This is a genomic window from Sphingorhabdus sp. (assembly GCF_040079335.1).
Classification (GTDB): Bacteria; Pseudomonadota; Alphaproteobacteria; order Sphingomonadales; family Sphingomonadaceae; genus Sphingorhabdus_B.
On sequence record NZ_JBEBKL010000002.1, the window covers coordinates 67,267 to 89,719 of the forward strand.

The following is a 22,453-nucleotide window of genomic DNA, read 5'->3' on the forward strand; positions in this document are numbered from 1 at the left end:
ATTGTTCGCTATGTTGGCCGATCCCGAATGACTGCTGCTCAGATGCAATTCCACTAAAGCGGACAGGGATGGCGCACTCAGTCCTGCAGGATCGAGCGTAGCAGATAGGCAGTACCATCCATCAGTCGGCGCACGGTGCGTGAGAAGTGTACTTCGCGCACCACCCATGCGCCTCGCGGGTCGCGTTCGACTTGAGCGAAGATCGGCAGCGCGCCGCTGGGGTGTCCAATTCTAACCCCGCGTGGGGTGGTTCTGACCGAACTGCTTTCGTGCGGAATGGTTCCTTCGATCTGTGCGGCGACTGCTGTGCAGGTTGATGCGCCGCCGGAAAAGGCCTTGTGCATCCAGCCGTCGACATTGATCTGGCGGGCGGCGAAATCAATGTCGTCGGCTTTCACTGCCTCACCGGTCAGGGCCGCATAGCCCTGCGGCGGTGCGATCATGATCTGGAACGGGGTGATGTCCCCCCTGCCACTTTGCGGCAGGCCGCACAAAGCGGCGGCGGCGAGGCGAATTTCTTCGGCGGCCCGATAGGCTTCGGCCGGGAGTTCACCGGGCAGCTCGCTGCCATTCATGCCAAGGTCCTCCGCGCGGAAGTACACGCAGATGGTGCCGATATCGACAATCGAAACGTCAAGGGTGCGCCTCAGCGAGGGCACCTGCACGCTGTCGCGCACGTTGCCGGTGGGCAGCAATCTGCCCGTGGCACCGCCGCTGGTGTCCGAATAGTCGAGGGCGACCTCGGCGCCGGTTCCGGGCACGCCGTCGATCGCGAAGTCACCTTCGATCAGCACTTCGCCATCGCGCACCGGCACCTTGATGATCAGGATGCTGTTGGTGTTGGTGTTGTGCACGCGTACCGTGGTGACAGGCTCGACTGCGGGAACCAGACCTTCCTCGATCGCGTAAACCCCTGTGGCCGAAGAGATGTTGCCGCAGACGATCTCGTAGCTGACATAGGCATCCTCGATGCCGATCTGCGCGAATGTGTAGTCAATGTCGGCATCTGGCCGGGTGGCCGGACCGATCATCGCAAACTTGCTGGTCAGGGGGTCGGCGCCGCCCAATCCGTCAATCTGGCGCTTGTCCGGACTGCCGAACAGCGCCAGCAGGAAACGTTCGCGGGCAGCTGGCTCGCTGGGCACATCGGCCATGCGCATAAAAATGGCCTTGCTGGTGCCGCCCCGCATGATCGTGCAGGGCACCGCAATCCGTTCCTTGTTCATCGCTCAGCGGCCCCGGAATTGCGGCTTGCGCTTCTCGGCAAAGGCCTTGCGGCCCTCGATCCGATCCTCACTGTCACGCAGGACGCCGAACGCGTGCTGCTCCAGTTCCAGACCTGCCGCCAGCGGCATCTCGATGCCAATCTGGGCCAGACGCTTGACTGCGGCCACGGCCAACGGGGCATTGCCGGCGATTTTATACGCCAGTTGCTCGGCGCTTTCCAGCAGTTGCTCGGGCTCGACGACCCGGCTGACCAGACCAATCCGCAGAGCTTCGGCGGCATCGATACGTTCCCCGGTCAGCAGCATCAGCATGGCATCGGATCGGCCCACGGCGCGGATCAGGCGCTGGGTGCCGCCGGCCCCCGGAATGCTGCCGATGCAGACTTCGGGCAGGGAGAAGATCGCCTGGGTGGAGGCAATGCGCACATCGCACAGCAGCGCCAGTTCCAGTCCGCCGCCCAGCGCATAGCCGTTTATCGCCGCGATCACTGGCTTGTCAGTGTGCAGTTTCGAAAGCACCGAGGCAAAGGATTCAGCGCCTGCCGGACCATAGTGCAGCTCGGCAAAGCTTTCCTTCGGCGGCATGGTCTTTTTCAGGTCGGCACCCGTGCAGAAAGCGCGCGTCCCGGCAGCGGTGAGGATGGCGACACGGATTTCCGGATTGCGCGAGATCTCCGCCCAGATGTCCTTGAGCTGTTCGATCGATTCCGGATCGAGCGAGTTCATCGCTTCCGGACGGTCGAGCGTGACGGTGGCGACATGGTCCTCGATCTGCAGGGTAACGGGCATGTGGCTGTCCTCGTGGGCGCAGGAATGGTTGGTCACTCGGCGGCTTGCGGCGCGCCGAGCACTTCGCGGGTGTTTTCACCCAGGCGCGGTGCCGGACGTCGCGGGCTGCCTGGGTGGCGGAAGGGGCTGCGCGGCAGGGTCAGTTCGCCCGCGCTCGGGTGGGTGGAGGTCTCGATCAGGGCGGCTGCCTTGAACGCAGCAGATTCCGTCACTTCGCGGTAATCGTTGATCGGACCGCAGATGATGTCGGCCTGGTAAAGCAGAGGCAGCCATTCATGCTTGGAACGCGCCATCAGTGCCTGCTCCAGCAGAGTGATCAACTCGGCGCGGTTTTGCAGGCGCACGCCAGCCGCCGCAAAGCGCGGATCGTCGGCCAGTTCCGGCACGCCCAGAACGCGGCAAAAGGCTTGCCAACGGGCGGGGTGATAGGCGGCCACCATGATCCAGCCGTCGGCGCAGCGCAGGGCTTCGTTCGGCGTTGAATAGGGGGCAGCACTGCCGGTGCGGGCGGGCACTTCCTTGTCGTGCAGATAGGTCGCGAGGCCCATCTGCTGCAGGGCGACGGCGCTGCCGAACATGCTCACGTCGAGGTGCTGGCCCGTGCCTTCCCGCTGGCGCAGGGCCAGGGCTCCCAGCACCGAAATGCTGGCGAGATAGCCGGTGACCATGTCGACGACCGGCACCTGCAGCTTGCACGGTTCGGAGTCGGGCAGGCCGTTCACGCTCATCAGCCCGGATACGGCCTGGATCACGCCGTCGACACCGGGCAGGCCCCTGTCCGGGCTGTTCTGGCCATAGGCCGAGATGGAGCAATAGATGAGCCCGGGGTTGCGCTCGCGCAGGGTCTCATAGCCCAGGCCGAGCCGCTCCATCACGCCGGGACGAAAGGATTCGACCAGAATATCGGCCTCGTCGATCAGCGCGATCGCCCGGGCAATCTGGGCCGGGTCTTTGAGGTCGAGCACAACGCTTTGCTTGTCACGGTTCAGGACCATGAACGGCAGACTTTCGCCGCCCGCGAAGGGCGGTAGGGCGCGGCAAAGATCACCGCCGGGCGCTTCGATCTTGATCACCTCCGCACCCATGTCGGCGAGGGTCTGGGTGCAGGCCGGACCGGCCACCACCTGGGTCAGATCGACGACTTTGATCCCCTTTAGGGCATTGGAAAGCATGGCCGCTGCTCCGTCAGACCGAGGGGCTGCTGAGGCTGCGTCCACCGCAGACGTAAAGCAGCTGGCCGGTGATGTAGCTGGAGGCCGGCTCGGCAAAAAAGCGCACGGCTTGCGCGATATCGTCCGGCTGGCCAATGCGCTGCATCGGCACGCTCTTTTTGAGGCCGTCGACGACCTCGTCCTTGAGCGTGGCGAACAGCGGGGTTTCGACGATCCCGGGAGCTATGGCATTGGCGGTGATGCCATTGCGCGCGAACTCCAGCGCCAGCGAACGGGTAAAGCTGACCACACCGCCCTTCGAGGCCGAATAACTGGCCTGGCCGCGGTTGCCCAGCCAGGCGCGTGAGCCGATGTTGATGATGCGGCCGAAACTGCGCTCGACCATGCCCGGGATCACCGCCTTGCTGCAGATGAACTGCGAAGTCAGGTTGATGTCGATGACCCGTTTCCAGAAGTCGAGGTCCATCTTGGTGACCAGCCTGTCGCCGCCGATCCCGGCATTGTTGACCAGCACATCGATGCGGCCAAAGCTAGCCTGCAACTGCGCCACGGCGGCCTCGACCTGATCCTGCGCGGAAACGTTGACCTGAAACGCCTGCACCTCGACTCCCAGGGCGGCAACTTCCTCGGTGGCGGCGCAAAGGGCGTCCTGATCCATGTCCCATAGGGCAATGCGGCAACCCTGGCGCGCCAGTTCCCTGGCAATGCCCAGGCCAATGCCTTTCGCACCGCCGGTGACGACGGCTGTCATCTCGCGCAGCGAGCCGGGGATTGCGGTAAGGTCAGTGGTCATGCGGGACTCCCGGTTCACAGGGACAGGATGTGGATAGAGCAGGCGGCGTGATCGACGCCCCAGATGCCGCCGCCGGTGACTTGCGTCAGGCCAAGGCGGGCACCCTCTACCTGGCGCTGCCCGGCGCGGCCCTGCAGATGCTCGCAGACCTCGACGATCTGGGCGACGCCGGTGGCGCCCGGCGGATGCCCCTTGGCGATCAGGCCGCCGCTGGGGTTGACCGGAATGCGGCCGCCCAGCGCGGTGGCACCGCTGGCCAGCAGCTGCGGCGCTTCGCCGCGGTCGCACAGGCCAAGGGCTTCGTAATAGAGCAGTTCGCTGATGGTGAAGGCATCGTGACACTCGATCAGGCTCAGGTCCTGCGGGCCGACACCGGCCTGCTCGTAGGCCATGCGCGCGGTGCGGGCGGTGATTTCGGCTTCGATCATGTCTTCGGGGCCGGTCTCGAACAGGCCCGACTGAACCACCGAGGCCAGCACCCGCACCGGTGCGGCGCGGCCCTTGGACGGCTTGGTGCTGAGCACCACCGCAGCCGCGCCATCGACCACCGCCGGGCAGCACTGCAGCAGGGTCAGCGGCTCGGCGATCTGGCGCGAGGCCAGCACTTCTTCACGCGTGGTGGCCTTGCAGAAGGTGGCGATCGGATTGCGCAGCCCGTGCTGGCGGTTCTTCACGGCGATGTCGGCCAGCGCCGAAACTTCCATGCCGTGTTCGTGCATGTAGCGCGTGGCGCGCATGGCATAGAGCGCCGGCATGATCATGCCGCGCTTGTTGTTCCAGTCATTGCGGCTGAGTGGCAGTGGCCCGCCGCCCAGACTGCTCAGCTGGTCCATGCCGAACACCAGCACGGTTTCATACTGCCCGGAGCGCAGGGCGCTGAGCGCGGCGTTCACGGCCGTTGCGCCGCTGGAGCAGGCGTTGTCGATATTATAGACCGCGTTGCCGCCGGTGTGCAGTTCGCGCAGGGCGCGTTGCCCCGGCAATGAGGCGCCGATGGCATTGCCGCAGTAAAAGGCCTCGATGTCGCGGATTTGCAGGCCGGAGTCGCTCAGGGCTTCGAGAATGGCGGACTGGGCCAGGGCCTCCTCGGTCAGATCGGGAAAGCGGCCAAAGTCGGTGATGCCGACCCCGACGATCATGGGCTCGTTCATGCGCTTTCTCCCGCTACCGCTTCGAAGGCATAGTCCGGGCTGCCGTTAGGCAGTTCGGCCGGAACGATGCGCATCGTGCTGTTGATGGCCGGCACCTTGCCGTCCGTGCAGATCAGGCGGCCAAAGGCGCGCACGCCGGGTTCGAAATCGACCATGGCCAGGCCATAGGGCTCGCGATCCTTGCCGGGATGCACCACCGTGTAGGTGTAGAGCCGCCCGAAGGGACCGATCGGCACCTCCTCCACGGCCTCATCCCCGTGGACATATTCCAGCGGCGGGAACTGCGCTTGGGGATGGCTGGCGGTGCGGGTGGCAATGAGCAGCATGCCGTTTCCGGTCATGCGAAAATGCGGTTCGGTGCGCTTGCTGAGTTTCACGGGGAAAGCTCCGAAGATCAGGGTCTCATCCCAGTTCCCAGACAAAGCCGCCGATGTCATTCCATATCTTTTAATGATATTTTAGTTGAGCTAAAGAATCTCCAATGCACAGGTTGCGCCATCTCCTCGGCCCGCTCAGGGTGTTCGACGCGGTCTACCGGGCCGGTGGCATCAGCCGCGCAGCGGATGCCCTGCATGTCACGCCCGGCGCGGTGAGCCAGCAGATCAAGCTGCTCGAAATCCAACTTGGGGTGCAACTGGTCCGCAAGGCGGGCCGGGAAATCGAACCGACCGAAGCGGGCCTGGTGCTGGCGAAGGGCCTGTCCGACCTGTTCGACCGGATCGAGGCCGTGCTCGATGAAGTGACCACAGCCGGCAACCCCAAGCGGCTGCGGTTGAAGGTCCTGCCAACCTTCGCGATCAAGTGGCTGGTACCGCGCCTGGCCGGCTTCTACGCTGCGCACAGCGACATCGCGATCGAGATCGCCACCGTGTCGAGAGCCGAGGAGCTGCAGCTGGACAATGCGGATTTCGTCGTGCGGCATGGCACCGGCGAATGGCCCGGCCTGCACGTCGATCCTCTGTTTGACGAAGTTTTCGTGCCGGTCTGTTCGCTAGCTCTGGCAGCCACCATCCGCGCGCCTGAAAGTCTGCTTGAAGTCCAGTTGCTGCATTCGATGATGCGGCCGGAAGGCTGGCCAACATGGCTCGACGCAGCGGGCCTTGGTGCGGCGCAACCGACGCGCAATGTCACTCTGGCCAATGCGGCCCTCTGCGTGCAAGCGGCTGTCAACGGTCTGGGGGTGGCAATCGCGCAAACGGCCTACGTCCGCGATGAACTTGCCAGCGGGCGGCTGGTGTATCCGCTGGAGCGGGAGGTCCGCACCAAGTTTGGCTATTACCTGCTGTGCGATCCGGCGAAGGCAAACACGCAGCCGTTGAAGCTGTTTCGGGAGTGGCTGCTTTCGGTGGTGGACTGAAGCCAGCCGCGCGCCTTCCGCCACCTTGCCCGCACCCCGGCTATTGCACATCCGACTCGACGGAACGAGGCGGTGGCATTGTCTCTTGGGTGTCGAAGCGATCCCCTGAAATCGTGCTAACCACAGGGGTTCGGCGCGCGCCCGTTGCCCGCATTCGGGATTTATCAAATGCTTGATTAAAATCATTAAAAATTGCCGAAGTGAATCAAATACAAGTCGTGACTCAATTAAGTTCTTGCTCGTAATTTCGCCTGCTGACATAACGGCGCCATGCCAAAGCCCGCAAAACTTGAACCTGAAGCACCCGAGCCCGCCCCACGCCGGGTTCGCGGTGTTTCCAAAAACACCGCCTTGGCGCGGCGCAAACTGATCGCGTCGGCCATCCATATTTTCGGCGAGCAAGGCTTCGCCGGGACAAAGACCGAAGAAGTGGCCGAGCATGCGGGCTATGGTCAGGCCGCCGTGTTTTTCCATTTCAAGACCAAGGCCGGATTGCTTCAGGCCTGTCTCGACAGCGCGCTGGAACAGGCAAAGGCCAACCTTGTCCCTGCCACAAGCTCGGATACGCTGGATTTGGTACAGCGACTGGACCGGGCATTCGACAATTCCTCGATCGCCAATTTCTTTGCGCGGACGCTGTGGGAATTCGATGGCGATAAGGCGGTCCGCACGGTTTACGCCGATTTTCATGAACATGTGCGCCAGTTGATCGCGGCCAAGCTTGTCGCCGAGACTGGGGCGGAAGAGCGGCGTGCCTATGTGGCAGCGGGGGCGATGCTGTCGATGATGGTGGGTGTGCGGGCCGAGCAACGGCTTGAAACCCGGCGGCTCACCCGCAGCGAATTCCGCCAGATGCTGGCCGATTTCACGCGGCTGACGTTGGGCGATCTGGCTGGGCCAGCAAAGAGCGGGTGATCGGCAGAATACGCGGCACCAAGCCGGAAAAGATAAAAGCGGGCACTTCGCAGTCCTGACCCGCAAAAAACGTGGAGAGGCCAATGGGCAAGTGGAATTTCTCGGCGCCGATGGTGCAAGGCGACGTGCCGCGGCAAGCGCACGCCGACATTCCGTCAGGCATGTGGGAGCGCGAACTGGGGCGCGACACGTTCTTCGGCCCGGCCACCGATTTCTATCACCGCAATCCGCCCAATGCCTTTACCGCCATCGACCGGAAGGGACCGCGCCCGCACGTGTTCGACACCCGGCATATCGTGCACATCACCCGTTCGCCCTGGCATGCGGCTGAGCTGCTGATCAACGACAGCATCCGCATCCGCTACTGGAAGACTAGCGGCAGCATGGATCATCTGGTGCGCAACGCTGACGGGGATGAACTGATCTTCATGCACCGCGGCACCTGCGAGCTGTTCTGCGATTTCGGCCACATCACGCTGGTCAAAGGCGACTATTGCATCCTGCCGCGCGGCACCATGTGGCGCATCGAGGCCGATGGCGACGTGGACATGCTGCTCGTTGAATCGACTGACGCGCCCTATCACCTGCCCGAAGAGTCGATCCTGGGACGGCACCAGCCGTTTGATCCGGGGGTGCTGGACGTTCCCCAGCTGAACGAACGCTTCCGGTCGCAGAAACGGGATGCCGAATGGCAGATCCGCATCAAGCTGGACAACCGGACTTCCGACGTCACTTTCCCTTTCAACCCGCTGGATGCGGAAGGGTGGAAGGGTGACCTCTATCCGATCCGCCTGAACGTGAAGGACATCCGCCCGATCTCCTGCAGCCGCGCGCATGTGGTGCCGAGCGGACATGCCACCTTCCTGAGCGACCGGTTCCTGGTGTGCACGTTCCTGCCCTACCCATCGCCCAGCGATCCGACCGCGCTGCAACTGCCGGCGTTTCATGACAACGTCGAGTGTGACGAGGTGCTGTTCCTACACGATGGCCAGCCTTCGGCCCTGACCGAGAGCTTTGACCCCGGTCTGATGACCCTCGATCCGCGCGGCCTGACTCACGGCCCTCTGCCTGAGCAGCAGCGGTATTTTCACAACCCTGCGGCAGAGATGGACAACCAGTTCATCGTCCTGATGTTCGATACCCGCGATCCGCTGAAGCTTGGCAAGCATGCCCGGCATTACGAGCTGCCCGCTGTGGAATGGATGCTGGCCGACGGTATCAAGAACGCCCCGGATGCGGTGCGCAAATTCCACCCCTTGCGCCAGCTGGCCAAGGCGGGTGCCATCGCCCGCTTCCTCTATGTCCAGCTGCGCTACCGCATCCGGATGGCTTGCTACTGAGCCAGCCGCTCCGCGTGACCCATCATCTGAGCGAGGACCAGTCTCATGAATGATCAATACCTTGCACTGGTGCAGCAGTTCTTTGCCGGCGCGCTCCTGTGCAACAGCGTCCCGCACCTGGTGGCGGGATTGCAGGGCCGCAAGTTCCCGACACCTTTCTCGATCCCGGCAACCATCGGCTACTCCTCGGCGCTCACCAACGTGTTCTGGGGCGTGTTCAACGCCGTCGTCGGTCTGCTCCTGATCAGCGCGGCCCCGCTGACTGTGGGCCTCAACGCGGGCTGCATCAGCGCCCTGCTTGGCGCCATCGGCACGGGTATTTTCATTGCCAGGCACTTTGGCCGGGTCACTGCGGGCGGGCGCTGAACAAGCGCGGGCCGGGCAGGAAAACAGGAGGACACCAGTGAGCAAGAAGTGGAATTTCAAGGCCCCGCTGTCGCGCGGGATCGCCCCGCGCCAGGCTCACGCCGACGTTCCAGAAGGGCTTTGGGAGCGCGAGCTTGCCCGTAACGCCTTTTTCGGTGCCTCCACCCATTTCTATCATCGGAGCCCGCCGACCGGCTGGAGCAGCATCGACGAGCAGGGGCCGCGTCCGCACCGCTTCGATACCCGGCATGGCATCCCCGGCAGCACTTCGCCGTGGGATGCCCGCGAACTGGCCAGCAACGCCAATGTGCGCATCCGCTTCTGGAAGTGCAGCGGCGACATGGATCACCTGGTGCGCAATGCGGACGGCGATGAACTGCTCTTCATCCACGCGGGCGAATGCGAGCTGTTCTGCGACTTTGGCCATATCAGCCTGGAGAAGGGCGATTACCTGATCCAGCCGCGCGGCACCCTGTGGCGGATCGAAGTGCGTAACAGCGTCGAGGTCCTGCTGATCGAATCCACCGATGCGCCCTACCGGCTGCCGGAAGACTCGATGCTCGGTCGCCACTTGCCGTTCGATGCCGGCCTGTTCGATGTTCCCGCCATCGACGAGGCGTTCCGCGCCCAGCAGGGCGAACGCCCAACCAGGGTTCGGATCAAGCACGGCGGCAAGGTGTCCAACCTGCAATACCCGTTCAACCCGCTCGACGCCGAGGGCTGGCAGGGCGATCTCTACCCCATCCGCCTCAACATTCGGGATATTCGCTCGATCTCCTCGCACCGCGCCGAAGTGGTGCCGAGCGGCCACATCACCTTCCTGAGCGACCGGTTCCATATCGCCACGGCCATGCCGACGCCCGGCCCGACCGATCCCGGCATCCTGAAAATGCCCTCGTTCCGCGACAGCGTGGAGTTCGACCACGTCCTTTTCGTGCACGATGGGCACCCGGACGCCCAGGGCCTTGGCTTGGAAACCGGCCTCATGACGCTCGATCCGCGCGGTGTGACCCACGGACCGGGACCGCAGCTGCTGCAGCTGTTCCAGGACGGGGCCGCCAGCGCCGCCGTCCACCAATGCAGCCTGATCATGCTCAACGTGCGCGATCCGCTGACGGTCACGCCGGATGGCGCCAGCCAGCCCGCAATGGCCGCCAGCATTCCGGCAGAGGAAAGCGAAGCGGCGGCCCCCGCCACTGCCGATCTGCTGCTGAACAAGCAGAATATGTCCGCTGAACTGGCCACCCGGCTGATGACGGGTGCCGTTGCCAAGGCCCGCGACATGGGCGTCCCGATGTCTATCTCGCTCTGCGACAGCGCAGGCAACATGGTGCTGTTCCAGCGCATGGACCATGCCTCGCTGCTCAGCGTCGGCATCGCCCAGGACAAGGCGTACACTTCGGCGGCCACCGGCATGCCCACCGACGGGTTGCACGAGTTCATCAAGAATGACCCGCCATTGGCCGCAGGCTTTGTCCACACCCCGCGCCTCGTGGTGTTCGGGGGCGGCTATCCGGTGATGATCGATGGCACTCTGGTTGGCGCCATCGGGGTCAGCGGCGGGCATTACAGCCAGGATATGCAAGTCGCCCAAGCCGCGCTCGCCGCCGCCGGGGTCACCTGATCCTTTCGTTCCCTTTCGCACTCAAACCGCTCAGTAAGGAGCCGTCCCATGGAAGCCAGCACCCAGATTCTCGTCATGCAGTATTTTGCCGGCATGTTCCTCTGCAATGCCATCCCGCACCTCGCCGCTGGCCTGCAAGGACGCACCTTTCCCTCGCCCTTTGCCAGCCCGCCCACCATCGGTCATTCCTCGGCGCTGGTGAATGTGTTCTGGGGCCTGTTCAATGTCATCGCGGGCCTGGTCCTGGTCGAGAAGGCGCCGATTGCCATCGGCATGAACGGGGGCTTCGTTGCCGCCATCCTCGGCGCGCTGTCGACCGGCGTGTTCGTGGCCCTGCACTTCGGCAAGTACGCCTGGCGCGATACCAAGTGATGCCGGACTCGTCATCGGCCGGCGAGGCCTACCGCGAAGGCACGCGCTATCGCTTCTCGGGCCATGAACGGATCCTGCACCGCACGCCCGCGCACGAAGGGCTGCCGGACATGATGGACTGGTTCGGCTACCGCCGGGCCTACATCGTCTGCTCGCGCACGCTCAACGCCCGGACGGACGTGATCAGCGGATTGGCGAGCGCGCTGGGGGATCGCTGCGTCGGAATCACTGACAAGGTTGGAGAGCATTCGCCCTTGTCCAACGTCCTGGCCGCTGCGGTTGAGGCGCAGGCGTGCGATGCCGACGTGATCGTCTCAGTTGGCGGCGGCTCGGTCATGGACATGTGCAAGACCATGCAGCACTGCATTTCCGAACAGGTCTTTGACCGCGAAGGGCTGCTCAAGTTGCAAATGAAGTTATCGGCCGATGGCACCGAAGTGATTGCGGCCACGCGCACCCCGCCCCGGATCCGGCAGATCGCCATTCCCACGACGCTTGCCACCTCGGAATGGACGCCGGTCAGCACACCGGTCGACGAACAGACCCACCTGAAAGCGCGGTTCCTGACGGTGGACGGGGCGCCGCAAGGGATCGTCTACGACCCGCAACTGCTGGCGCGAACGCCGCTGTCGCTGCTGCTCTCGACCGGCATTCGCGGGCTGGACCATGCAATCAACACGGCCTGCTCCACCCAGCCGCACCCCCTTGCCAGTCTGTTGGCGGAAAAGGCCATCCAGCTCTTCATCGAGAACCTGCCACGGCTGAAGGGCGGCACCGACCTGGAAGCCTTTTCGAACTGCCAGTTGGCCACCTGGTACACCGGGATGGGGCAGCTATCGGTGCCGCACGGCTTCAGCCACTGGATGGTCCACATCGTCGGCCCGCTTGCCAATGTTCCGCACAGCGAAGCCGCCTGCGTCCTGATGCTGGCACAGGCCCGCTGGTCCGAGCGGCACGCCGCCGTGCAGCATGGCAATGTCCTGCGTCTGCTGGGACGCTCCGGTTCATTTGCCGATGTGCTGGAAGGTTTGCTGTCAGACCTGGGCCTGCCGCGCAGTCTGCAGGACCTGGGATTGAGCGCCGAGCAGGTTGAGGCCTGCATCCAACCGGCCCTTGACCACCCCCAGGTCACCCGGAACAACCTCCGGCCTATCACGACGGCGGATGATCTGCGCGCGGTATTGCGCCTGGCTGACCGCACGTATTCTGCGACTTTGATTTGAATGGCTCGATCAGAGCATTTTCGATCGCTTTCAACAAAGTGGGAGAACGGGCTGGCGCTGGACACCGCTAAGACCGCTTAATTTTGGAGTTTGCCATCCTATTGAACGAAAGGCCGGTTTTGGTGACCGGGTTCGGCACAGCGAACGGCTGCAATGTCAGCGAGATAGGAAAGTCTCAAGCGCCGCTGGGCTGTGGCTCCGCTGTGTCGAACTTTCATCCCTTCAACAAACTTAGAGACAGTGCGCCGAGCCCAAATTCCGAGTTGGTTCATAAGCACACCGTACGCCGATCTCGGCAAGTTTAGAAAGTTATACTGTTGAAAATGAACGAGTTTGTGTCGCGGGCGACACGCTCGTTCCGGGGGGTGAAAATGGCTATCCGCTTACCCCGAATACGGGCGTTGAAGAGGAAACGAATCAGCACTCAAAAACGGATCGCCGACGACAAAATCCACCTGTCCGGCTGAGCGATCATACCGCGCGCAGAAGTTGCGGCAAGCATAGCGAAACGATCTGGGATAGCGAGCTTACCGGTTTTGGTCTTCGTTTCCGTCCGCCCAATGGAAAAAGCTGGGTCGTCTTTTATCGCGAACGCGGGGTTCAACGCACGATCAGTCTGGGACCAATCAGCAAGGTCAGCGCCGAAGAGGCAAGGCGGAAGGCGCGCGAACGGTTGGCGGCAAACCAGCTCGATGGCCTGCCAACAAGAGCCAAAGAGCGCTTGTCAAAGTCTGTGATATTTGCCGATTATGTCGATGAATTCTTGAGCGATTATGAGCGGCATTGGAAACCACTGACGGTCTATCGCAATCGCCAGGCAGTTTATTCGGAACTGATTCCGGTCTTTGGCGATATGCCATTGGCCTCAATTGCGCGGTGCGATGTCATGCGCTGGCGTGATGCGATGGCCTCGCGCTCGGGCGTGTTCAATCGCACGTTGCCGGTGCTGGCAGTGATGCTCAATTATGCCGAGCAATTGGGTTATAGGCGCAGAGGTTCGAACCCGTGCAGGGGAACACCGCGTTTCAAGCGGAAACTTCCCGAACGATATCTCAGCCCTGTTGAGTACCGCCGTCTTTTTGCCGTTCTTTGCGACGCGGAAAGCGAATTCCCGAAGGCGGTTGCTATCATCAGGCTGCTGATTTTCACTGGCGCACGGCGCAGTGAAATCGTCGCATTGCGCTGGGAGTATATCAAGCCACCGCGCCTGTTTCTTCCCGACAGCAAGACAGGGCCTAAGGTCATCTATCTCAACCGACAGGCACAGGCGATTATCGACGCGTTACCCAATCGTTCGCAATCGGGCTTGCTCTTTGGCTGTGTCCGCAAAACCCATGTACCCTTCAACGTCGATCCCATTTGGCGGATATTGCGCAAGCGCGCGGCACTACCCGATGTCCGGATGCACGACTTGCGACACAGTTTTGCCTCGGTTGCTATCCGGGATGACATCTCGCTCACCGTTATCGGTAAGCTCTTGGGTCATTCACTTCCAGAGACAACCGCGCGTTATGCGCATTTGGCCGACGACGCCGTAATGGATGCCGCGTCACGCATCTGTTCCTCGATTGCTTCAGCAATGGGAGTAAAAGCATGACCGCCCATAGCCTTGCCCGCATTGTTGCAGAAGAACTTGCAACCGTCGGTATCGCTCCCTTCAACGGGATACGTCGCTGGGGCCGTCCAAGACAGACCATCTGGTCCTTGACCTTGGCGGGCTTTGGCATTCGCCATTATGCCTCAGGCCGGAAAGTCTATATCGTGCAGACCATGATGGCGGGCCGCGTGCGCACCGTTACGATTGGAAATGCCACTCTGCTCACCAATGCCGAAGCTACCGATGTCGCAAAGCGCATATTGTTGCGCGCACAAACCGGCGACAATCCAGCCGACGCGGCAAAACGTATCCGTTCCTCACCGCGCTTTGACGTATTTTTGGAAGAGTTTTGGCAGAAGGTCGCCATCCAGTGGAAACCATCGACGATTGCCAGCCATAACATTTCGCGCCGGATATATTTGGACAATGCCTTTCCCGGTCGTTTCGTTGACGAGATTACGCAAGCCGAGGTGCTCAAATGGTTCAAGCGCGTAACCGACAGGGGAGGGCCGGGTGCCGGAAACCGCTGCTTTGAACTGGTACGCGCCATGTTCAACAAGGCGGAAAGCTGGGGCTACCGCGAGGAATGTTCAAACCCCTGTCGCGGTATCCGGCCCAACCGCAAACGCAAATTTCAATGCTTTCTGTCCGTTGATGAACTGGCGCGATTTGGAGCCGTGCTCGAAGAGCTGAAACAGGACTTTCCTATGCAGGCTACGGCTCTGCTTGTGATTACGCTCACCGGATGCCGCAAAAGCGAAATCCTCGGACTAACATGGGGTGAGGTCAAAGGGCGGCGTTTGTTATTGCACGACGGCAAGACCGGACCGCGCACCGTTTGGGTCGGGGAAGAGGTCAGAGCGTTGCTCGACGCCATGCCGCGACATAAAACGCATGACCAGATATTTTGGCATGATAAGCCAACGCAATTCAGGTCATCGGTGCAGCACCATTTTCGCGAGGCTAGGAAGGCCGCAGGTTTACTCCATGTCCGACTGCATGATCTTAGGCACAGTTTTGCAAGTCATGCTGCGGCAATGTCCGAGACGCTACCCATGATCGGGAAGCTGCTTGGCCATGCCCGCATTGGATCGACAGCGCGTTACGCGCATCTGGATGACGGGCAGGTTGTTGCTGCGGCGGAAAGGGTAGGGGAGTTGTTGGAAGGCCGGGCTGGATGACTTTTGCGTCAGCGAACTTGGATTCCGAATTCTTGGACGATCCGGTCTGGCAGCTTTCAAGAATGCTCCAAGTGTTAGCTGACATTCCGAGGTGATGTAGGTTACTGAAGCAAAGCTGCCCTATTTTCGCCATTCGCACCACATATCTACCCCTCAAAAGCTGCGGAATCTGGATCGATCGCTTCCTGCAAGCTCAAGTTGGCAGAGTTCTTGAAAACAAGACCTAAGTCGCTATACCTCTAAAGTAATGGCGCTAGCGATGGTCAAATAAGTGACGGTCATACTTGGATCGATCGAATTCGATGAGGGTATCATTAAGCGCCAATTGCGCCGAGACCTATTGGATGACTGGTTTCCTGATCCCCGACGGTTCGAGGATATGCTCGATAACGAGCACATCGAAGCGATCCTAAGAGATAACTTCGCCCGCAACGAAGGCGCGTTCAAGCCGGAGAAGCGCGCCCTCTTTAACATACCCAAGAACAATTTCACGTTGCGCTACGGTTTGGAGATTAGTCTCGCTGAGCGCGCCCTATATCATGCACTCGCAGCGCGTCTTGTTCCACTGTACGACCCGCTTATTCCATGGTGCGTATTTAGTCATCGCGCCGCTGAGAAATCGGAGGACCGTTATCTATTTCGGCGCGCAATTCCCGCCTGGCAAGACTTTACCGGTGTGGTACGCGATGGGTTGACTAGCGCTGGGTTCCTTCTTTCAACCGATCTCACAAACTACTTTGAGAATATCGATCTAAAAAAGTTACACGAAACGCTCATTGATCTGTTACCCGAGCTTCACACCGATTCCGGCGAGAAAGCGGTCATCCGCACCTACATCGCGTCACTTTTCGAATGTCTAAAGAGCTGGTGTTACTCTGAACATGCGGGCCTACCGCAGAATCGCGATGCTTCGTCGTTTCTGGCGAACATTTATATGTTACCGGTCGACAGAGCGATGATCGACAAAGGCTACCGGTACTTCCGCTACATGGATGACATCAAAATCGCCTGTGACAGTGAGCATCAGGCGCGCCAGGCGCTCAAAGCCCTTAGCCTCGAACTGCGCAAACGTGGACTTGCAGTCAATTCAGGCAAGACCGAGATTGTGCCTTTGACGCAGACTGCAGAGGTCTCGAAATGCCTTGATGTGGGTGAGGCTGAACTACAACAGATAGATTCGATCTGGCAAACTCGGTCGCTTCGCTCGATTAGCCGTTCTTTTCCGCTGTTGAGGGACCTCTCGCAGCGTTTGTTGCGTGGCGGCGAGGTCGGCAGTCGCGCGTTCCGGTATTGCATTCGCCGCCTCGAAGCGCTTGCGAGCTGCCCAGAGTTCGAAGTGCCCGATGCATATTTCGCGCCGATTACGCCACTCGTAATTGATGCTCTCTCTACGCATCCGGCCGCGACCGACGAACTGGCGCGCTATCTACGTGCTGTTCCGACGACCAACCACGATCTCGATCGTGTTGCGCAGCTACTCCAAGACGACGGACGCAATTATTACACTTGGCAAAATTACCGGCTCTGGGCGCTGCTTGTCCAAAAGGATTTCAATCAGTCTGAACTAGTTACCTACGCCATGTCCGTAGTGCAGGATCAGCCCGACTGTGCGACTCGCTGCGGCGCGACGCTTTATGCTGGCGCATTTGGTAGCAAAAAGGACCGAGAGGAAATCGCACAAAGATTTGGCGATCTTGAGTCATTTATGGGACAACGCGCGGCGCTCCTTGCTATCCAAGAACTCCACTATGCGCCCTATATCCGCAAACATGTACAACCTAAACTTCGCAATGATCTGAAGAACGTCTACAGGAGCTTTAATCGCCAAGGCGTCTATGTCGCGCCACCACTCCCGGTGTCGATTACCGGCATCCTCGACACTGAGCGCGCCTCATGACTGAGATATCATTCCTAGCCTACGTTCCAGACCCGTTCGCGGTTCAAACTTCTCACTTTCTCATTCGAAAGCCTTCAGGTGAGTGCTTGCATGTCAATGCTCGTGAACTGAGCAGATTTCCTACGCGATTGCTTACTTACGATTTGCCACGGTTGATCGACGATCTACGCCGCCTAAACCATCGACCGCCGACGCAGATCTTAGATTTCGGCGACGCCTTACGAATTCTCGCGGGGCGGCCAAAGGATGAAGGCGGCGAAAAGCTTTGGAACGTTTGGCCTGTCTTGAAGCGCCAATTTGCCAACAAGACCGACGCGGACCTGTTTGAGCGACTTGCACTGTCGCGTGAGATCCGACCAGACCTAGGCGAGCTAACACGCTTATTGGAAGCGGCGGGTGAAGCCTTAGCTGATGTCTGGCGTGGCTTGGAGTCCCGTCTGAGGCAGAAAGGGGAATATGATCGACTTACGACTGTTGAATGGCCATTGCAGAGCGCTTTCGCCTATCGACAGTTTCTCGGTGTCCGGGTCGACGCGTCCATTGCGGAAGCCCTTCTCGAGCAAATCTCGGCCGAGAAATATGCCGCCTATCGACGGGTTGCGGAGCATCTAAACAGGAACCCCACTGGCCTGAACTATTGGAATGTGCAGCAATATTTGTCCGATACCGACGTAGCCTATCTGATGGATCTTGATCCCGGTGGCCAGTTACAAAGCGCCTTCGAGATGGCTGCGCTAGCATCTCCCTTTGCCGAGGCATTCGTGTCGATGATGAAGGCAGGACGTGACGGTAGCATAGTCCGCCGCGCACTCGGTGGGACCAATCGTCTTTTTCCGATCTTCCATGTCTTGGGCACGATCAGCGGTCGCATCTTGGTCTCAGACCCTTATCTCCAACAGCTTCGGCGCGCATACCGTGGGTTGATCACCGGGGAGCCGCATCATCGGCTAATCTATCTTGACTATGCCCAATTTGAGCCGGGAGTACTCGCCGGATTATCGGGAGATCCGGGGCTCATTCGCGCCTATAATGAGGGCGATCTCTACAGTGCTCTTGCGGAGCTGCTCTTCGACAACGCCGCGCAGCGTCCGGTCGCCAAGCGGGTCTTTCTCGCCTTCTCATACGGCATGACACCTGATCGAATTGCTACAATGTTGGCAGGAGATGCGCCCCCAGGCGAGAGAACCACATATGCTGCTAAGATCACTGGGTTCTTCGAAGCCTTCCCTGAGCTCGCGAGCTTTCGGGCCAGGCAAAACGATGCGCTAATAGCAGACGGCTACGTTGCGAGCCTGTTCGGCAATCGGCGCCTTCGTACGAATGGTGGTGGGCCGTTGTCTTTGAAGGAACAGCGTTGGGCGCTGAACCAACCTGTCCAGTCCACAGCGTCGCTCATATTCAAAGAAGCCTTAAACGGGATTATCGCAGAATTCGGCGTAGAGCCGGTAGTGCTGCCCGTACATGATGCAGTGTTACTCCAATTTCCTGACGACGGCGATTTCGAACGACGGGCGCAATGCGCGAGTGAGATAATGGTCGAGCGATTTACACATCGGATTCCTGGAGTGAACGCCAAGATTAAGGCGGGTAATTTCACCGACTGAGCGGATGAACGAACGGCATGTTTCTTCAGTCATGCTTTGAACACTGGATGACCGCAAAGTTAAGGGATTCAGGTTGACTTCTCAGTTGGACAGTGGCGACAGTGCGCTTTTGAGCATCGGCCATTCTAAACTGCCATTGGTTCATCCGCCAAGCAGATGGTTTTAACACGTCGCGAGCAACGAATGTTGCTTACTCTAAGTATATGCTGGGTGGTTGTTTAACGGCAAAGCTCAAGGTACCGACAGAAGGCGTTTGCAAGCTGCATTTGACGCGGCGTACGGCATTCTGCGACGAATATTTGCGGCGACCCTACAAGGATGCTCACGCATTTGGCACGTGAAGTTGCAACGTTTAAGCGGTTTAGGCTGTAGAGAAACTCCATGCCCCTTGGCGCGTCGGCATGCGAGGAACTGGCGAGCGAGTAGATCGATATCGGTGCTTCCTGGCCTTGAAACTTGTCGACCGTTCCAACCCGCCCCTGGGGCAAGCGGCGCTGTATCTCGAAAACCTGCGCGTTGTAGGGCGCGATGATCAGAATATCCGCGATATCGATCAGTCTCTCATTGCCATTCCGATCAATCCACGTTGCGCCCTGGACCAAGATCTCGCTGACCAGTTTCGCGATGACATCGGCTTCCTCGGGCGAACAGTTCTGATTGCCCTTGTGCTCGACAGGCACAAAGCGAAGCCCCGTCCCATTTGCGATACCACTTGCCTTTATCAGCTGACCGGCTGTCTCCTCCTTCGAAGTCAGTTTGCCTTCGTAGAAGAGCTCCGATGTGAAGGCGCAGATATCCGGGTGCAAGCGCCAGGTCACATCGAGGAATAGGCCTTCGTCAGGTCCAATCGTCTGTTTGCCGGAAAGCAGGTGATCAAGCGCTGAGCATCCTGTGCCATCCGGATGACTGCCCTGCATCGGTTGATCAAGTTGCTGGGGATCGCCCAGCAGGATCATGGTCTTGGCTGCTTGCGAGACGGCGAGAACGTTGGCGAGCGACATCTGTGCCGCTTCGTCAACGAAAAGGACGTCGAGGCACTCGAAGGCAGCCGCATCCGACCATAGCCAGGCTGTTCCACCGGCGACGCCGCAATCCGCCTGCAGTGCGGCGTAAACCTCGGCGTTGTTCTTCTTGGCGAAACGCAACCGGTCGGTCGCATCCTCTTTCGAACCGCCTTTCGGCTTCTGAATGCAGATGAGCGGCGTGTGGGTTTCCTCTGCGACCTCGATGGTCTTGTTAAGCAGATTGCGGATCACTTCGTGACCATTGGCAACGATGCCTACCTTCTTGTCCTGCTTGACCAGCTCGCAGATCATGTGACCGCCGGTGTGGGTCTTGCCCGTGCCAGGAGGCCCCTGAATTGGCAGCACGCCGGAGGCGATGAGCGGAGCTATCCGCACACCAGCGTCCAATGGCTTCTCGCCGTCCAGGCGCAATGCGGCATCTTCGCCGACCCGCGGGGCAACGCGCATCAGCATGTCGCGCGCCGCGCCATAGGAGCCGCTGCCGATCATGCCGTTTTCACAAACGTAAGTCGCTAGGCGAACGAGCGACTCCTGCATCGGCTTGGAGGATACGAACTCGTGGACGAACAAAGCTTCGGGATGTTCGCCCGCCATGGCCGACGTCTTCTTGATGTCGATGGTCCAGTTCTCTCTCGAGATGTCCTCGACAGTACCGAGGCTCTGCCCGCCGGGTGCTTTTACGCTCTTCTCAGGCCGGATATCGGCTTCCTGGGCAGGGAAACTGTATCGATCGATCGGACATTTCGCTGTCCCGCCCACAGTCTCGATAAAGGTCAGTCCCGCCAGACCCGCGCGCTCATCGAGCAGCTCGTCTGCCGAAAGATCACGGAGACGGAAGAGCTCCCACCAGGTCGCCTTTTCTTCGCGGCGGTGCCATTCGAGAAGATTGGCGAGGAGCCAGCGCGCATGCTGTTCACTGCTTCTTTCAGCAGGTTCAACCGGGACATCGGCAACCAACTGTTCGACAAGTGGTCCAATGACTTCGAGCCATTCGGCCAAATTCTCGCTTGGTGCGCTATCTGCTGGCTCCGGCCTTGTGATCGCGGTGCCCTGCGCGATGAGCTTGGCCCTCTCGCCTTCGAGCCAATCGCGCAGTTTGCGGGTCGAGACACAATCGTCCCGGTTATAGGCTTCAACTGTATCGCGATCCTGCGGAAGAATCCCGTCGGGATCACTGAGCTCAAGGCTTACTTGGAGGCGATTGAGCGCCAGATTGGCATCGGGCAGGCTCGCATCGCGCACATACCCGAAGAGCGGTTCGAGCTTCTTGATCGAGTAGCTTTCAACGCCGGCCCGCAGCGAATGACGGACAACGCTTAGCAGGTCGACAAAGACCTGACCCCGAAGCAGCCGATCGAGTTCGTCTTCGCGCGTGCCGTAGCGCCCCATCAGGCGTTTGAGGGCACCGGTCTCGTAACCGCCGTAGTGATAGACATGGAGGTCGGGTTGAACCTCGAGCCTTTCAAGTACGAAGTCGATGAAGGTCTCGAACGCACTCTTTTCGGCCGCGCGATCGAATGCCCAGAGGCCGCGATATTGGGTTTCGCCATTCTCGAGGAAGTGGAAGCCGAGAAGGTATTCGAGGCCGTGCTCGCCAACGAAGGAATCTCCCTCGAAGTCGAGGAAGATATCGCCATCCGAGGGTTCCGGCAGGCAATTGAGCCCGAAACCGGCGACCGGGATCAGCATCTCATAGCGGAGTTCACCTGCCGCGCGGGTCTCGATCTGGATTCGAGCCTGCTCGCGGACACGAGCCAGCGCTTCCTTCGAACCCCGCTCCGGTTTCCAAGGCAGCGGCAAAGGCAGCTCCGCCAATGCAGTTGCAGTCATTACGCCGTGGTCCTTTAGCTCGGCGATCTGCATACTCGAAATGCCAGCAACTAGACACAAATGATCATCATCGCGTCGCTGCTTTGAGCATTTCGCGCTCCAGCTGCAAACATCGCAGTTCGAAGTCGGCTCAGGATAGGTCTGGACCGGCAGCTCGCTAACGACAGTCGCGGCCAATTCCGCCTTTACCTGCCGATAGTAAGCGGAGAAGTCTGCCAATCGGAATCGCTCAGGTTCGAAATTCGTCTTAGGTGGTATGACGCTGGCAAAAACTGGCATGGCGCCCTGCATTTCAGCAATTAGTTCCGAATAGAGGCACAGCTGAAGGACCGTGCCACCTTTGGTTTCGCGGGCGAGTTTCGTGTCGACAGCTTCATAGGACCAAGCACCAAGATCGCTGGTTGTCTCGACACGTCTTAGAATGTCAGCCCGACCAGCCCAAGTGCCGCCTTTAAGTGCCCCCTGGACGATCACATCGACGCCGGAATGCATGGCGGCGACAGTATCGGCCACGGCCGCATCTGTCACCTCAATGCCTTCGATCAGGGTTATAGCCAAGCCCAGGCTTTGAAGATGCGCAACATAGTCTTGCTCGTGCTGCTTGCCGCGTTCCCAGAGAGCCTCCAGCATCGGATCAAAAAATTTCGGACGCGAAAGCTCTCCGCGAGCGACTGCCTGTTCAAGCTGCGTCAAATGACGGCAATTTAGGTACCCTGCCAGATCGGTTGCACTTAGGCGCAGTTGATCATCTAGAATTTGCAAAACGAGCTCCTCCGAAATCGGCAAGAATAGCCTTGCTTAACACAATGCAAAGGATCACGAAATTGCACTAGCGAATTCCTTGTCCCGCCCGGACTTCTCGCTGAATGCGTTCCGATTATGTTATGCTGCAGCAGTTATTTCGACAACAATTATGCTAGCACAGACTTACATGTTGCAGATCCGAAGCGTTTCTGTTGATTGTTCAATGTTAGGCTGGTCGACAGGTCTG

18 protein-coding genes and 1 pseudogene are annotated in these 22,453 nt (G+C 60.0%); 12 read left to right on the top strand and 7 right to left on the bottom strand.

Annotation, left to right across the window (positions count from 1 at the left end; all coding sequences use genetic code 11):
* Positions 1 to 77: 77 nt before the first annotated feature.
* From ABL922_RS01040 to ABL922_RS01065, 6 genes are read right to left on the bottom strand one after another with little or no spacing between them, the layout of a single operon-like run.
* Complete coding sequence (locus ABL922_RS01040) at positions 78 to 1,226, bottom strand: PrpF domain-containing protein (protein WP_349022349.1); 1,149 nt, start codon at positions 1,224 to 1,226, stop codon at positions 78 to 80.
* Between the two features lie 3 nt (positions 1,227 to 1,229).
* Positions 1,230 to 2,015, bottom strand: a complete 786-nt coding sequence (locus tag ABL922_RS01045) for an enoyl-CoA hydratase/isomerase family protein (protein ID WP_349022350.1) — start codon at positions 2,013 to 2,015, stop codon at positions 1,230 to 1,232.
* Positions 2,016 to 2,047: 32 nt separating this feature from the next.
* Positions 2,048 to 3,187, bottom strand: a complete 1,140-nt coding sequence (locus ABL922_RS01050) for a CoA transferase (protein ID WP_349022351.1) — start codon at positions 3,185 to 3,187, stop codon at positions 2,048 to 2,050.
* 13 nt (positions 3,188 to 3,200) lie between these two features.
* On the bottom strand, positions 3,201 to 3,980 hold the full coding sequence (locus ABL922_RS01055) for an SDR family NAD(P)-dependent oxidoreductase (RefSeq protein ID WP_349022352.1): 780 nt from the start codon (positions 3,978 to 3,980) through the stop codon (positions 3,201 to 3,203).
* 14 nt (positions 3,981 to 3,994) lie between these two features.
* On the bottom strand, positions 3,995 to 5,131 hold the full coding sequence (locus ABL922_RS01060) for a thiolase family protein (protein ID WP_349022353.1): 1,137 nt from the start codon (positions 5,129 to 5,131) through the stop codon (positions 3,995 to 3,997).
* Positions 5,128 to 5,568, bottom strand: coding sequence for an OB-fold domain-containing protein (locus ABL922_RS01065; protein ID WP_349022354.1), 441 nt, complete (start codon positions 5,566 to 5,568; stop codon positions 5,128 to 5,130). Before ABL922_RS01065 ends, ABL922_RS01060 begins: the two co-directional genes overlap by 4 nt.
* An 80-nt stretch (positions 5,569 to 5,648) precedes the next feature.
* Here ABL922_RS01065 and ABL922_RS01070 point away from each other — a divergent pair, with 80 nt between their 5' ends.
* The 12 genes and pseudogenes from ABL922_RS01070 (at position 5,649) to ABL922_RS01125 (ending at position 18,607) form a co-directional block, all read left to right on the top strand.
* Positions 5,649 to 6,488, top strand: a complete 840-nt coding sequence (locus ABL922_RS01070) for a LysR substrate-binding domain-containing protein (RefSeq protein WP_349022355.1) — start codon at positions 5,649 to 5,651, stop codon at positions 6,486 to 6,488.
* A gap of 270 nt (positions 6,489 to 6,758) precedes the next feature.
* Positions 6,759 to 7,403: a TetR/AcrR family transcriptional regulator gene (locus tag ABL922_RS01075; RefSeq protein WP_349022356.1), complete on the top strand. Its 645-nt coding sequence runs from the start codon at positions 6,759 to 6,761 to the stop codon at positions 7,401 to 7,403.
* A gap of 83 nt (positions 7,404 to 7,486) precedes the next feature.
* Positions 7,487 to 8,743: a homogentisate 1,2-dioxygenase gene (locus tag ABL922_RS01080; RefSeq protein WP_349022357.1), complete on the top strand. Its 1,257-nt coding sequence runs from the start codon at positions 7,487 to 7,489 to the stop codon at positions 8,741 to 8,743.
* 45 nt (positions 8,744 to 8,788) lie between these two features.
* Complete coding sequence (locus tag ABL922_RS01085; RefSeq protein WP_349022358.1) at positions 8,789 to 9,109, top strand: hypothetical protein; 321 nt, start codon at positions 8,789 to 8,791, stop codon at positions 9,107 to 9,109.
* A 37-nt stretch (positions 9,110 to 9,146) separates the two neighbouring features.
* The gene (locus ABL922_RS01090) at positions 9,147 to 10,733 is read left to right on the top strand and encodes a heme-binding protein (RefSeq protein WP_349022359.1); all 1,587 of its coding nucleotides are present in this window, start codon (positions 9,147 to 9,149) and stop codon (positions 10,731 to 10,733) included.
* 48 nt (positions 10,734 to 10,781) lie between these two features.
* Complete coding sequence (locus ABL922_RS01095; RefSeq protein ID WP_349022360.1) at positions 10,782 to 11,105, top strand: hypothetical protein; 324 nt, start codon at positions 10,782 to 10,784, stop codon at positions 11,103 to 11,105.
* Positions 11,105 to 12,328 (top strand): iron-containing alcohol dehydrogenase, encoded by a 1,224-nt coding sequence (locus tag ABL922_RS01100; protein ID WP_349022361.1) that lies wholly within the window; start codon positions 11,105 to 11,107, stop codon positions 12,326 to 12,328. Before ABL922_RS01095 ends, ABL922_RS01100 begins: the two co-directional genes overlap by 1 nt.
* 511 nt (positions 12,329 to 12,839) lie before the next feature.
* Positions 12,840 to 13,001 (top strand): annotated as a pseudogene (locus tag ABL922_RS01105) (Arm DNA-binding domain-containing protein); the annotation flags it as partial.
* A 60-nt stretch (positions 13,002 to 13,061) separates the two neighbouring features.
* On the top strand, positions 13,062 to 13,925 hold the full coding sequence (locus tag ABL922_RS01110; RefSeq protein WP_349022362.1) for a site-specific integrase: 864 nt from the start codon (positions 13,062 to 13,064) through the stop codon (positions 13,923 to 13,925).
* Positions 13,922 to 15,106, top strand: a complete 1,185-nt coding sequence (locus tag ABL922_RS01115) for a tyrosine-type recombinase/integrase (RefSeq protein ID WP_349022363.1) — start codon at positions 13,922 to 13,924, stop codon at positions 15,104 to 15,106. The genes ABL922_RS01110 and ABL922_RS01115 overlap by 4 nt, the downstream gene beginning before the upstream one ends.
* A gap of 379 nt (positions 15,107 to 15,485) precedes the next feature.
* Complete coding sequence (locus ABL922_RS01120) at positions 15,486 to 17,003, top strand: RNA-directed DNA polymerase (RefSeq protein WP_349022364.1); 1,518 nt, start codon at positions 15,486 to 15,488, stop codon at positions 17,001 to 17,003.
* A 152-nt stretch (positions 17,004 to 17,155) separates the two neighbouring features.
* Positions 17,156 to 18,607: a DNA polymerase gene (locus tag ABL922_RS01125; RefSeq protein WP_349022365.1), complete on the top strand. Its 1,452-nt coding sequence runs from the start codon at positions 17,156 to 17,158 to the stop codon at positions 18,605 to 18,607.
* A 218-nt stretch (positions 18,608 to 18,825) separates the two neighbouring features.
* On the opposite strand, the gene ABL922_RS01130 is transcribed toward ABL922_RS01125, so the two are convergent.
* Entirely contained in the window at positions 18,826 to 22,248 is a 3,423-nt protein-coding gene (locus tag ABL922_RS01130) for a TM0106 family RecB-like putative nuclease (protein WP_349022366.1), read from the bottom strand.
* Positions 22,249 to 22,453 lie beyond the last annotated feature (205 nt).

Coding starts and splice junctions, on each gene's coding strand:
- ABL922_RS01065 (WP_349022354.1), bottom strand. CDS start 5,568: ATGACATCGGCGGCTTTGTCTGGGAACTGGGATGAGACCCTGATCTTC.
- ABL922_RS01115 (WP_349022363.1), top strand. CDS start 13,922: ATGACCGCCCATAGCCTTGCCCGCATTGTTGCAGAAGAACTTGCAACC.
- ABL922_RS01060 (WP_349022353.1), bottom strand. CDS start 5,131: ATGAACGAGCCCATGATCGTCGGGGTCGGCATCACCGACTTTGGCCGC.
- ABL922_RS01055 (WP_349022352.1), bottom strand. CDS start 3,980: ATGACCACTGACCTTACCGCAATCCCCGGCTCGCTGCGCGAGATGACA.
- ABL922_RS01095 (WP_349022360.1), top strand. CDS start 10,782: ATGGAAGCCAGCACCCAGATTCTCGTCATGCAGTATTTTGCCGGCATG.
- ABL922_RS01085 (WP_349022358.1), top strand. CDS start 8,789: ATGAATGATCAATACCTTGCACTGGTGCAGCAGTTCTTTGCCGGCGCG.
- ABL922_RS01045 (WP_349022350.1), bottom strand. CDS start 2,015: ATGCCCGTTACCCTGCAGATCGAGGACCATGTCGCCACCGTCACGCTC.
- ABL922_RS01080 (WP_349022357.1), top strand. CDS start 7,487: ATGGGCAAGTGGAATTTCTCGGCGCCGATGGTGCAAGGCGACGTGCCG.
- ABL922_RS01100 (WP_349022361.1), top strand. CDS start 11,105: ATGCCGGACTCGTCATCGGCCGGCGAGGCCTACCGCGAAGGCACGCGC.
- ABL922_RS01040 (WP_349022349.1), bottom strand. CDS start 1,226: ATGAACAAGGAACGGATTGCGGTGCCCTGCACGATCATGCGGGGCGGC.
- ABL922_RS01050 (WP_349022351.1), bottom strand. CDS start 3,187: ATGCTTTCCAATGCCCTAAAGGGGATCAAAGTCGTCGATCTGACCCAG.
- ABL922_RS01120 (WP_349022364.1), top strand. CDS start 15,486: ATGCTCGATAACGAGCACATCGAAGCGATCCTAAGAGATAACTTCGCC.
- ABL922_RS01075 (WP_349022356.1), top strand. CDS start 6,759: ATGCCAAAGCCCGCAAAACTTGAACCTGAAGCACCCGAGCCCGCCCCA.